The sequence below is a fragment of the Saccharothrix deserti genome (assembly GCF_009769385.1).
Lineage (GTDB): Bacteria > Actinomycetota > Actinomycetes > Mycobacteriales > Pseudonocardiaceae > Actinosynnema > Actinosynnema deserti.
On record NZ_VKAB01000089.1, the window covers coordinates 1 to 12,289 of the forward strand.

Annotated in this window: 10 protein-coding genes and 1 pseudogene; 5 read left to right on the plus strand and 6 right to left on the minus strand. The window is 71.7% G+C overall.

Translation table 11 applies throughout. The annotated features are described in order from the left end of the window. The first annotated feature begins 182 nt into the window (after positions 1-182). Together FM051_RS48375 and FM051_RS48385 are read left to right on the plus strand one after the other, a co-directional pair. Entirely contained in the window at positions 183-443 is a 261-nt protein-coding gene (locus FM051_RS48375; protein WP_238413220.1) for a hypothetical protein, read from the plus strand. Positions 444-714: 271 nt separating this feature from the next. After that, positions 715-900, plus strand: a pseudogene (locus FM051_RS48385) (helix-turn-helix domain-containing protein); the annotation flags it as partial. Positions 901-1,059: 159 nt separating this feature from the next. Here the strand turns inward: FM051_RS48385 and FM051_RS48390 are convergent. From FM051_RS48390 to FM051_RS48400, 3 genes are all read right to left on the minus strand, one after another. Then, the gene (locus FM051_RS48390) at positions 1,060-2,001 is read right to left on the minus strand and encodes an alpha/beta hydrolase family protein (RefSeq protein ID WP_158854535.1); all 942 of its coding nucleotides are present in this window, start codon (positions 1,999-2,001) and stop codon (positions 1,060-1,062) included. Further along, entirely contained in the window at positions 1,979-3,013 is a 1,035-nt protein-coding gene (locus FM051_RS48395; protein ID WP_158854537.1) for an NAD(P)-dependent alcohol dehydrogenase, read from the minus strand. The genes FM051_RS48390 and FM051_RS48395 overlap by 23 nt, the downstream gene beginning before the upstream one ends. A gap of 182 nt (positions 3,014-3,195) precedes the next feature. Continuing rightward, positions 3,196-4,104, minus strand: a complete 909-nt coding sequence (locus FM051_RS48400) for an effector-associated domain 2-containing protein (RefSeq protein ID WP_158854539.1) — start codon at positions 4,102-4,104, stop codon at positions 3,196-3,198. Between the two features lie 117 nt (positions 4,105-4,221). Between FM051_RS48400 and FM051_RS48405 the strand changes: the two genes are divergently transcribed. Continuing rightward, positions 4,222-5,496: a hemolysin family protein gene (locus FM051_RS48405; RefSeq protein ID WP_158854541.1), complete on the plus strand. Its 1,275-nt coding sequence runs from the start codon at positions 4,222-4,224 to the stop codon at positions 5,494-5,496. Between the two features lie 18 nt (positions 5,497-5,514). Here the strand turns inward: FM051_RS48405 and FM051_RS48410 are convergent, their stop codons facing one another. Beyond that, a complete protein-coding gene (locus tag FM051_RS48410; RefSeq protein WP_158854543.1) occupies positions 5,515-6,930 on the minus strand; it encodes an aminopeptidase P family protein in 1,416 nt (471 codons plus the stop codon). 186 nt (positions 6,931-7,116) lie between these two features. Here FM051_RS48410 and FM051_RS48415 point away from each other — a divergent pair, with 186 nt between their 5' ends. Beyond that, positions 7,117-9,645: a hypothetical protein gene (locus tag FM051_RS48415; protein ID WP_202919490.1), complete on the plus strand. Its 2,529-nt coding sequence runs from the start codon at positions 7,117-7,119 to the stop codon at positions 9,643-9,645. 44 nt (positions 9,646-9,689) lie between these two features. On the opposite strand, the gene sigJ is transcribed toward FM051_RS48415, so the two are convergent. Next, positions 9,690-10,529, minus strand: a complete 840-nt coding sequence (gene sigJ, locus FM051_RS48420; protein ID WP_158854545.1) for an RNA polymerase sigma factor SigJ — start codon at positions 10,527-10,529, stop codon at positions 9,690-9,692. A gap of 144 nt (positions 10,530-10,673) precedes the next feature. Between sigJ and FM051_RS48425 the strand changes: the two genes are divergently transcribed. Continuing rightward, positions 10,674-11,783, plus strand: coding sequence for an amidohydrolase family protein (locus FM051_RS48425; protein ID WP_158854547.1), 1,110 nt, complete (start codon positions 10,674-10,676; stop codon positions 11,781-11,783). Here the strand turns inward: FM051_RS48425 and FM051_RS48430 are convergent. Beyond that, entirely contained in the window at positions 11,764-12,132 is a 369-nt protein-coding gene (locus FM051_RS48430) for a hypothetical protein (protein WP_158854549.1), read from the minus strand. The genes FM051_RS48425 and FM051_RS48430 overlap by 20 nt on opposite strands. Positions 12,133-12,289: the final 157 nt, after the last annotated feature.

Genomic DNA, 12,289 nt, shown 5'->3' on the forward strand with positions numbered 1-12,289 from the left:
CGACCTCACCGACGCCTTGTTGGGGCTCGGACACGGCGAGGACCTGGTGGCCGATCTGACCATCCGCACCGTCGAGTGGCCGTTGGACGAGCGGGTGGCCGGCCAGTACATGCTGGCGGTCTACCGCCGTCCTGGACAGCCTCGGCTACATCGACCACCACAGCGGCCACCACGACCGCGCGATCCACCACTACCGGCAGGCCCTCACCCAGTTCCGGGATCTCGACAACACCTACAACGCCGCGGACACCCTCGACCGGCTCGGTCACCCACATGTCGCGCTCGGACAGCACGACCAGGCCCGTGCGGTGTGGGAGGAGGCCCTGGAGCTGTACCGGGCACAACACCGCACCGAAGACGCCGAGCGCGCCCAACGCCAACTCCACGAACTACTCGGCTCATCGCCGAGGACAGCCGTGTCCGCCGACCAAGGGCGCGCTTGACGCGAGTCGCGCCGCGCGAGACGGGTTCGTCGCACGGACAGGTTCACGGAGTGGACGACGTTGACCACAGCAAGCGCCTCGGCGAGGATCGCCTCGATGAAACTCGACCCCGGTGTGGTCGAGTCCGGCGAAGTCTTCGAGGACGTGGCCCAGAAGTCCATCGCGATGGTGCGCAGCTGCACCTCGATCTTCACGTGCTCCACCCGGTCGGACAGGAACACCGGGATGTGCACGATCAGGTGCAGGTTCGTCGACGCGGTGCGTGCACGTCCGCAAGGCGCTGCTCGTACTCGCCCACCTGCGCAACGGCGACACCCACGCCCGTCTCGCCGCCGGGTTCGGCATCTCCTGCAGCACCGCCCGGCGGTATGTCCGCGAAGCGGTAGACCTGCCGGCGGGCTTGGCCGAGGACGTCCACGCCGCAGGTGAAAGGGCCGCCCGTCCGGCCTACGCGATGCGCACCCACCTTCGGCAGAAGGTGGGAAGAATCCCGCAGAGCGGTGTTGCCGTGCGTCTCCCCGGTACCTCGTCTCCCACGGACTCCAGCATGGACACAGCCAACCACCGGACCAAATACCGTGCCCGGAATCGGGCACGGCCTCTCACCCCGTCGGGTTCAGCCTGCCGTCCGGGCGGTGATCCACCGGGTCAGGGCGTCGAGGTAGCCGGGCGCGAGGCGGATGCCGCCGTCGACCAGGACCCGGTGGTCGGCGCCGGCGAACACCTCGACGGTCAGCGTCGCCCGGCGGTCGCGGTGGGGGTGGCAGGCGGCGGCGGTGAACAGGTGGACGCTGTCCGCGACCGGGACCAGTTCGTCTGCGCCGCCGAAGATCGCCAGGTGCGGGCAGCGCAGGCGCAGCGCGTCCGGCACGGGGTCGTGGTCCTGCTTGCGCTTGAGGAATCTCCAGAAGCGCTCGTCCACCTCGGCCCAGTAGTCGGCGAGCGCGGTCGGCATCGGCGCGGAGTGGAGGAGTCGGGTCGCCTCGGTGAAGTCGGCGTCGCGCCGACCGGCCTCGACCACGCGGTCGTAGGCGGCCAGGGCGGCGTCGACGTCGTCGCGGGTGACCCCCTTGGTCTGCTCCAGGGCGGTGGTCATCGCGTACCGCTCCTGGACGGCGGGTGTCGTGCCGGGGCAGCCGTTGGTGACGACCCACGGCACGTCGTCCCGGAGGGTGGTGGCGCGCAGGACGACCCAGCCGCCCTCGCTGTGGCCGAACAGCCCGGTGACCCCGGCTCGCACGCCGGGTTGCGCGCGCAGGAAGTCCAGCGCGGCGGCGGCGTCGGACGCCAGGTCGTCCATCGTCGCGTCGAGCCAGTCCCCGGACGACCCGCCGACGCCGCGCTTGTCGTAGGACAACACGGCGATCCCGGCGTCCACCAGGTGCCGGCGGATCACCGGGAAGTACGTGTCGTTGTCCCGGTCCGCTGGCCCGGACCCGCCGACCATGACCACACCCGGGACCGGCTCACCACGATCGGGCGAGGTCAGCGTGCCGGCCAACACGACATCGGTGTTGGTGTCGGCGAAGGTGACATCACGGACGAGACCGGTCCTCATGCGGTCGAGTATCCCCATCCACGGTGACGACGACCTTCGCGCGGGCGTGGTCCAGTTCGAGGTACCGGATCGCCTCCGGCGCCTCGCTCAGCGGGTAGGTCCGGTCGATGACCGGGACGACCGCCCCGGACGCGGCGAGTTCGCCCAGCGTCGCCAGGTTCGCCCGGCTGGTCGTCACGTTGAGCGTGAGCAGGCGGTGGCGGACGAAACGGGACATCAGCTGAGCCTTGATCGTGATGCCCATGGGCCCGACGAGACTGCCGCCGTCGGACACGCCGCCACCGCTCAGGACGAGCGTGCCGGTGGGGGTCAGCGCCCGCCGGAGGTCGGTCAGCGAACGGTTCGCCACCAGGTCGAACACGACGTCGTAACGCTGCCCGTTCGCGGCGAAGTCCTCTTTGGAGTAGTCGACGACGTGGTCCGCGCCGATCGACCGGACCAGCTCCGCGTTCCTCGCGCTGCACACCGCGGTCACCTCTGCGCCGAACGACTTGGCGATCTGCACGGCGAACGTCCCGACACCGCCCGACGCGCCGTTGACCAGGATCCGCTGTCCCGGCCGCACCCGGCCCAGGTCGCGCACGCCCATGAGGGCGGTGTTGCCCGCCAACGGGATCGCCGCCGCCTGCTCGAACGTCAGGCCGGCCGGTTTCCGCTCCACCGCCTCGTCCGGGACGCACACGTACTCGGCGAACGCCCCGTCGGCGAAGCCGAGGTCGCCGAACACCTCGTCACCGGGCTGGAACCGCGCCACCCGCCGGCCGACCGCCTCGACCCGGCCCGCGAAGTCACGGCCCCGGATCCTCCGCTTGGGGCCGGACCACCCGAACGCCGCCGGCATCGCCACCCGCGCCAGGCGCGGGTCGCCCCGCATGATGTGCCAGTCGGACGCGTTGACCGCGGCCGCGTGCACCCGGACCAGCACCTCGTCGTCGGCGGGCGTGGGTCGGTCGACCTCTTCCAGTCTGAGCATCTCGGACGAGCCGTACCGGTCCTGGACGATCGCCTTCATCGGAGCCTCCGTGGCAACGCGGTTCGCAGTGGGACGGCCGGCCTGCCGGAAGCGTCGGCACTGCGGCGACGGTAGGCGAGCGACTCCGGTGCGGACATCCGGGAGAAGCCCTAAGGGACACACGGATTTCGGCGCGCGTCCGGCGCCCTCGGCACCGGTCGGCACGTCGCCGCCTTACCGGGTCACCCGTCCGCGTCCCGCGCGGCCGGCAACCGGTCCAGTTCCGCCATGGCGGTGGTGCCCTCGGCGTAGAAGCGGATCGCGTCGACCAGGGTCTCCACGCCACCGGGGTAGTTCTCGCACGTCCGCACGATGCTGACGACGTCCGCGCGGTCGGTGGACATGCGGGCGATCGAGGCGGCGAACGGCAGGTCGCGCAGCACCAGGTCGCGCCCCTCGCGGGTGTCGAAGCCGGGGGTGCGGAGCAGGATCTCCACGACCGCCCGCAACGCCGTGATCTTCGAGGACTGCGGCGGCGGGGTCGGCAGCCGCTGGACCGACGTCGCGGGCTGGTAGTCGTCCACCAGCCGGACCCAGGCCTTGGCCCGCACTTCCTTGACGTCCGCCCGCACCAGCCGGAACGCGTTCGGGTGCGCGGCCGGGTCGTGCAGGATCACCGACTGGTAGAACGGGTCCGACGCGATCAGCACGAGGGTCGCGTTCGAGTGCTTCAGCGCCGACTTCGCGTCGTCCGCGTCCAGGATGCGGCAGGCGAAGATCAGGTCCGGGCTGCTCTTCCCGCCGAACACGTCGTAGGCGACCTCGCCGGAGTGCAGCGCCATCCGCATCCGCAGCCGGGCGCCGTGCGAGTGGACCGCGTTGTGCTCGCGCAGCTTCGCCGCGACGCGGGTCGGCAGCCGGTCGGCCAGCAGGGACTTGGGGACGTCGCCGGGCACGATCACGATCAGGCTGTCGCCCGCGTCGTCCACCGCCTTGTCGTTCCACGGCAGGTCGCAGTCGGCGAACGCGCTCATCAGCACCTGGTGCATGCCCGCACGCGCGGCGAGCCGGTGGTGGGTCGTCCGGGTCGGGTCGCCGTAGCCCTCCACGTCCACGACGACGAACGACTGGTGCACGGCAGCCGACCCCATGAGACCTCCCCAAGGCTGTTGTAGCCCAGGGGAGGGGCGCAAGGGCAGCGGCGCCACTCGAAATGACCAACGCGCGGGTAGCGTTGCGCGCCTGTCGGGTCGGGGTACGGAGTGGGTGTGGACGGGTACGGGTGGACCATCGCGCTGGTCGCGGTGCTGGTGTTGCTGAACGCGCTGTTCGCGGGCAGCGAGATGGCGTTGATCAGCCTGCGCGAGGGGCAGTTGCGGTCGCTGGAGCGTGACCGCAGGGCCTCCGCGAAGACGCTGGCGCGCCTGGCCCGTGACCCGAACCGGTTCCTCGCCACCATCCAGATCGGCATCACGTTGGCCGGGTTCCTGGCCTCGGCGACGGCGGCCGTGTCGTTGGCCGAGCCGCTGGTCCCGGTGCTGTCGTTCCTCGGCGACGCGGCGAACGCGGTGGCGATCGCGCTGGTCACGGTCGTGCTGACGTTCCTGACCCTGGTGTTCGGCGAGTTGGCGCCCAAGCGGCTGGCGATGCAGTCCGCGTTGCGGTGGGCCCTGCTGGTGGCACGGCCGCTGCACGCCCTGTCGACCGTCTCGCGGCCGGCGGTGTGGGCGTTGAGCGCGTCCACGAACGTCGTGGTCCGGCTGTTCGGCGGCAAGGCGGACGCCGAGTCCGAGCAGATGTCGTCCGAGGAGCTGCGCGAGCTGGTCTCCGCCCAACGCGGCCTCAACGCCGAGCAGCGCATGATCATGACCGGCGCGCTGGAGATCAACGAGCGCCGGCTGCGCGAGGTCCTGGTGCCGCGCCGCTCGGTCGTCACGCTGGCCGCCGAGCTGGACGTGCCGTCCGCCCGCGCCGAGCTGGCCGCCTCCGGCCACTCCCGCGCACCCGTCGCGCGGGGCGGGCACCTGGACGACGTCGTCGGTGTCGTGCACCTGCGTGACCTGCTCGAAGACGACGCCCGGCTGGTCGACGTGGCCCGGCCGCCGGTGGTGTTCCCCGACTCGGTGCGGGTGTCCGACGCGCTGCGCCGGTTCAAGGCCGAACGCGAGCAGCTGGCGCTGGTCGTGGACGAGCACGGCGCGGTCGACGGGATCATCACCCTCGAAGACCTGCTGGAGGAGATCGTCGGCGAGATCCTGGACGAGACCGACCGGGACGTGATGGCGGTGCGCAACGGCGCGGACGGGTCGCTGGTGCTGCCCGGCACGTTCCCCATGCACGACCTGGTCGACCTCGGCATCGAACTGCCCGACGCGCCCGAGGGCGACTACGCCACCATCGCGGGCCTCGTGCTGGTGGTGCTCGGCCGCATCCCGGACGGTCCGGGTGACCGGATCACCGTGTCGGACTGGACCATCGAGGTGCTGGAGGTCGAGCACCACGCCATCACGTCGGTGCGCCTGTACCGGGCACGAGGGATGTGACCCCGGCCGGAGGAACCCCTACCGGCCCGCGCCGGTCACCCACGCCTCCAGTCCGGCCACGTCGTTGGGCAGCGCCGACGACAGCACCCGGTTGCCCTCCGGCGTCACCACGACGTTCTCCTCCAGCCGCACGCCGATGCCCCGCAGCTCCGGCGGCACGGTCTCGTCGTTCGGGTGGAAGTACAGGCCGGGCTCCACGGCCAGCGCCATGCCGACCTCCAGCGTGCCGTCGTGGTACGCGGTGGACCGGGAGTTGGCGCAGTCGTGCACGTCCAGCCCGAGGAAGTGCCCCACGCCGCACGCGATGTAGCGGCGGTGGTGCTGGCCGTCCGGGTCGATCGCCTCGTCCACCGACACCGGCAGCAGGCCCCAGTCGTGCAGGCCCTCGGCGAGCACCCGCATCGCGGCCTGGTGGAAGTCCCGGTACGCCGCGCCCGGCCGCACGGCCGCCAACGCCGCCACCGACGCCCGTTCGATCAGCTCGTGCACCCGCCGCTGCGCCGGGCTGTACGTGCCGGACACCGGCAACGTCCGGGTGATGTCGGCGGTGTAGAGGGTGGCCAGCTCCACGCCCGCGTCCAGCAGCAGCACGGCGTCCTCGGGCACCGGGCCGTCGTTGCGCACCCAGTGCAGCACCGGCGCGTGCGGGCCGGCGGCCACGATCGAGGCGTAGCCGGGGCCGTTGCCCGAGGTCCGGGCGCGCCGGTCGAACGTGCCCTGCAACCACCGCTCGCCGCCGCCCTTGACCGCGGTCTGGAGTTCGGCGGCGACGTCGGCGAAGCCCAGGATCGTGGCATCCACGGCGGCCTGGAGCTGGCCGATCTCCCAGTCGTCCTTGATCCGGCGCAGCTCGGCCAGCACGGTCCGCAGCTCCGCCGTGTGGTCGGCGCCCGCCACCGCGTCCAGCAGCGCGTCGACACCGGCGGTCGCGTGCACGGCGGGCAGCCTGCCGCGCAGCGCCGACGGCAGGTCGTGCAGCGGGCGGCAGCGCACGCCCAGCGCCTCGGTCCACTCGGCGAGGCCGGGCACCGGGCCGATCCACAGCTCGCCGTCACGGGCGTTGGCGAAGAAGTCCGGTTCGGTCGGCCCGGCCGGCGGGCGCAGGAACAGCTCCGCCTCGTGACCGCCCGCCACCGGGTGCATGACCAGCACGGCGCCCTCCGCGGAACAGCCGGTCAACCAGGAGAAATCGCTGTCGGGCCGGAACTCGTAGTCGGTGTCGTTGGACCGTACCGGAGCCCAGCCGGCGGCCACGGCGATGCGCGCGCCGGGCAGCGCGGCGCTGAGCCGGTCGCGGTGCGCGGCGGCGGCCCGGGCGGCACCGGGCGCGAGGCGGGCGGCGCGGTCGGCCGGACCCCAGCCGTGCTGGACGAACTCGCGGAACCCGGAGGCGTCGACGAGCTTGCTCGGGTCGCGGCGGGCGGGTTTGGTCACCGGAGGCAGCCTTTCGGGTCGGGGCGCGGAACGCGCCCGGTCGCGATCGGCGACCGGGCGTTCACCCACGATGCTCCCACCAGCCCTGGGATCACCCAACCGGGTGGCTCGGCGTCCGAAACGGCTTATCCGATCCGGGCGATCCGGTAGGCAACACCTCACGGCCTACCTACGGCAGGTGATCGCATGCGTCCCGAGGACGTCGTCGAACTGCGGGTGCACGGGGTGTCCGGCACCCCGCCGGAAGCGATGCTCGGCGACCCGTTCCCGACCCCCGTGGCCGGTGACGACGTCGCCCGCTTCCTGCGGGCGGGCAAACCGGCGCGGGCGCTGTCCAGCGGTCGCACCCGGACCGTCGAGGCGTTCCACTGGGGCCGGTTCACGTCGGGTGGCGCGAGCCGGGCGCTGTGGCTGGTGCTGATCCCGTTCGCGATCCTCAACCTGGCCCGGTACACGCTGCTCGGCGCGGGCCGGTTCGCCGAGGCGGTGTTGCGGCTGCTCGGGCTGGTGCTGACGTGCATGCTGGTCACGGCCACCGCGTACGTGTCGCTGGAGCTGCTGGTGCGGCAGTGCGCGGGCACGGTGGCGTGCCGTGCGGCCAACGGGTGGCTGGGGTTCTTCGACGACTGGCCGTTCGGGGCGATGCTGCTGGTCGGCATGGTGCCGCCGGGGCTGGTGATCACCGTGCTGTGGTGGTTCGGCCGGCAGACGTTCCTGTACGAGCCCAAGGGCACCCACCACGCGTGGGAGACCCGCTCCGGGAGCCTGGGCGACTACGCGTTCTGGCACACGTCGCCGCGCACGCCCGTGCTGCGTGACGCGCACGTGGCGGCGGCGTGCGTGGTGGTGGGGGTGCTGTACGCGGGGGCGTTGCGGACGGCGCAGCCGAACCGGCCGTCGGACGTGCTGTCGTGGTCCGTGATCGGCCTGGGCGTGCTGGTGCTGCTGTGGGCCATCGGGTGCGTGGTGATGTCGCCCGACCGGCGGAAGGTGAACTCGCGGGCGTTGAAGTGGGCGTCGGTGGCGTACCTGCTGCTCGCGGCCGGGCTGGCGACGGCGTTCCTGTGGCGGGTGCCGACGGACGCGAGCGGCGGGGTGACGCCGCTGGCCGGGTTCGAGGCGGTGACCAACATCCAGGGCGCGTTGGCGATGCTGCTCCTCGTCGTCCTGTTCGGCGCCTGCGTGCAGTTGCGGTACTCGAAGCGCGGTGTCGAGCTGATGGTGGCGGACAAGCGGTTCCGGCCGATGTGGCACGGCTACGCGGCCGTGGTGATCGCGGCCGTCGCCACCACGCTGGCGGTCGGGTTCAGCGGCGGGCTGGCGTACCGGGTCGTGGAGTGGGTGGGCGATCCGGTGCCGGAGTCCGGTCGGCCGGGGGTGGTGCTGAGCACGAGCTACCTGGTCGGGGCGGGGCTGTGGGGTGTGCTGGCGATCGCGTTCCCGCTGCTGGTGGCGCCGGTCGTGGCGGCCATGGTGCGGCAGGTGTCGAGCGCGGTCGTGTTCGCCGCCGGTTCCCTGGTCGCCGGTGTGGCGGTGGTGTTGCGGTGGACGGCCGCGCCGGGCTGGGCGTTCTGGGCCGCGGCGGCGGTCGCCGGTATGTTGTATGCGATCGGTTCTGTGTCTTGTATGCGGCATACGATCGGCGTGGCGATCCGTGAGGGTGTGCTGGCCGACTACCCCGGCCGCCCGGACCGGCCGGGTGTCGGCAAGGTCGCGTTCAACCAGCGGCTCGCCTCGGCCAAGTACCGCTACCACTGGCTGCTCGGCGCGACCGCGTTGCTCGGCGGGGTGCTGGTGGCGGCGGGCGGCGGTGTCGCGCTGGCCCGGCTGGTGCACCCGGACTGGCGGGTCGCGCCGCCGCCCGGACTGGCCGACTGGCTGTCGAGCCGCGCGGCGCAGGACCTGGGCGCGTTGGGCAGCCTCGTGGTGTCCGGTCTCGTCGTGGTCCTGTTGTTGTTGGGTGTGCGGACGTGGCAGAGCCCCAAGATGCGCACGGCGGTCGGCATCGTGTGGGACCTGGTGGCGTTCTGGCCCCGGCTGGCGCACCCGATCTGCCCGCCGCCCTACGGCGGCCGGGCCACCATCGAGCTGACGTCCCGCGCGGTCCGGCTGGCCGGGCACCACGGCGTGGGCGCGGTCGTGCTGTCCGGGCACAGCCAGGGCAGCGTGGTGTGCTTCGCCGCGTTGTCGTTGCTGCGCAGGGAGAGCGAACGGCCCGACCCGGCCGACGGTGAGCGGTACATCAGGCAGGCGGACGCCATCGCGGCGCTGCGACGGGTCGGCCTGGTCACCTACGGCTCGCAGCTGCAGTGGGCGTACTCGCGGCTGTTCCCGCACTACCTCGGCCGCACCGAGCTGACCCGCCTGCACGACGAACTCGGCGACCGGTGGTGGAACGTGCACCGGTTGACCGACCCGTTGGGCGGGCCGGTGCAGGTGTGGCCGGAGACGGCGGACGAGCCGCTGTTCGCGGGCACGAAGCTGTGGGGTGTCCGCTGCGGCAACGACGTGCGGCTGCGCGACCCGGAATTCCTCGACCCGGACCCGGACATGGTCGCCTCGCCGTTGCGCGGGCACAGCGACTACTACGACGACCCCGTGTTCGACGAGGTGGTGGCGCGGGTGGCGGACGCCGTGGCGACACCGCGCACGACCGTGGTGATCGGCGATCTGGCCTTGTTGTCCGGGGACCGGATCGGCCCTGGAGGTCCTTGACGCCTGGAGGTCCTTGACGCCTGGAGGTCCTTGACGGCGGGGCGTCAGCCCAGACGGCCGAGCTTGTCCGGGTTGGTGATCGAGTAGAGGCGGCCGACCCGGTCACCGTGGACCTCCAGCACCAGCACGGCGAACGGCGCGTCGTCGGCGAACAGCAGCACCGCCGGGTCGTCGCGCACGCGGCGGAACCGCAGGTCCGTCGTGCCGGGGACGCTCTTCGCCACGCCGACCAGCAGCCGTGCCACCTGATCGTTGCCGTGCACCGGTTCCAGGCTCGTCGCCGGTCCCTTGCCGCCGCCGTCCGTCCACAGCGTCACGTCCGGCGCGAGGACCTGGAGCAGTTCTTCGAGGTCACCGCCCAGCGTGGCGGCCATGAACCGCTCGGTCACCTCCTGCCGGGTGCGCGGGTCCACGGTGAACCGGGGCCGCCGGGCCTCGACGTGCTCGCGTGCCCGGTGCGCGAGCTGCCGGACCGCCGCCGGACTGCGGCCGAGGATGACCGCGATCTCGGGGTGCGCGTACCCGAACACCTCGTGCAGCACGAACACCGCCCGTTCGGCGGGCGTCAGGGTTTCCAGCACCACCAGCACGGCCATCGAGAACTCCTCGCCGCGCACCACCTCGTCCGCCGTGTCGCTGACGAGGGGTTCGGGCAGCCACTGGCCGGGGTAGGTCTCGCGGCTCGTCTTCTCACGGCGGCGCAACGCGTGGTTGACCGCGATCCGGACCAGGTAGGCGCGCGGGTTCTCGACGTTGTGCCTGGGCGCCCACGACAGCCACGTCTCCTGGAGCACGTCCTCGGTGTCGGCGACCGTGCCGAGCATCCCGTAGACGATGGAGAACAGCAGTTCCCGGTGCTCGACGAACGAGTCCGTGCCGCCCATGGCGCCTCCCTCTCTTGTCCCGCAACCTATGAGCGATGTGGGGGCAGGACTGTGACACGGTGTGACGTGGACCTCAGCAAGTCACAGTCACCGGTGTCCGGGTCCTCTCAGATGGCGAAGTTCCCGATCCTCTGAGGAGACACCATGCGAACCCTGATCCGTGACGTGCGCGTGTTCGACGGCCGGCGTGTCGTGCCCCGTGCCGACGTGCTGATCGACGGCCCGCTGATCGCCGTGCCCGGTGGTCCCGTGGACGTCGAGGTCGACGGCAGGGGCAAGACCCTGTTGCCCGGCCTCGTCGACGGGCACACGCACACGTTCGACGGCAGCCTGGCGGCGGCGCTGGCGGCCGGTGTGACGACCGAGCTGGACATGTTCTGCCTGCCGGGCAACCTGCGCCGGCAACGGGAGCTGGCCGCGTCCCGCGACGACGTAGCCGACCTCCGCAGCGCGGGCCTCCTCGCCACCGCACCCGGCGGGCACCCGAGCCAACTGCTGGCGGCGATCGGCGACGAGTTCGGTGACGCCGCGCAACCGTTCGAGACCGTGGCCGATGTCGAGCAGGCGCGGGCTTTCGTGGCGGCGCGGGCGGCGGAGGGGGTGGACTACCTGAAGGTCGTGATCGATGACGGTGCCGTGCACGGCCTCCGACTCCCGGCCCTCGAACCCGAGGTGGTCGTGGCTCTGGTGGACACGGCGCACGACCACGGCCTGAAGGTCATCGCCCACGCCATCACCGCGAAGGAGGTCGGGATCGCGGTGGACGCGGGCGTGGACGGCCTGGCCCACGTGTGGTGCGACGCCGGTGACGACCTGGTCGGCTGGGTGGCCGAGCGCGGGATCTTCGTGGTCAGCACGCTCGTGTACTTCGAGTCGATCACTGGACAGAGCGGCGCGGTCGACCACGCGGCTCACGGCAGCTTCGAGCAAGCGATGCACGCGGCCCGCACCCTGCACCGGGCCGGGGTGCCGATCGTGGCGGGCACCGACGCCAACCCTTTCGCACCTCAGCACGGCGTGAGCATGCACCGAGAACTGGAACTGCTCACGCAGGCGGGCCTGACCCCCTTGGAGGCCTTGGCTTCGGCGACCAGCGTGCCTGCTGTCCACTTCGGACTAACCGATCGTGGCCGCGTCGAGCCGGGGTTGCGCGCGGACCTGCTCCTGGTGGACGGCGACCCGACCACTGACATCACCGCGACCAGTGCCGTGGTCGACGTCTGGCGGCGCGGCGTCAAATTCGTTCGACCTTGATGCCTTTGCCCGCACCCACGATGCGATGCCGACCCCGGTAGACGCGCACGGTCATCCGCCGATCTCCCAACGCCGACAGGTCGATGTCGCGCTGATCGTCCGGGTTCGACAATATAGTCAATGTGGACACCTGGGGTACTCGAAGTCTGATCTGGTCGAGGTAGTCCGGCATGACCGGGGTGCTGATTTCCAGGGTTCTCAAGGACTCTACGGCCTCCAGCGGCGAGATGTCGTCGACCGCGCAACGGCGGATCGACACCGTGGCCAGGTTCGGGAAGCGTGCGAGTTCGCCCAGGTCGTCGATCCCGTCGAGGTTGACGAACCCGAGATCCCGCAGGTGGGGGACCACGTCGGCCAGTCGGCGCAGGCCACCGGCGAACCCTAGCCCGCTGCTTTCACGGGGGATTGGCGTGAGAGTGGCCAGCTCATAGAGAAAGGTGCTCTGAGCTGCAAGGATATGGCTTGTCTAGGGCCTTGTCCGTGCGAGTTCAGGAGCACCTTTCCGG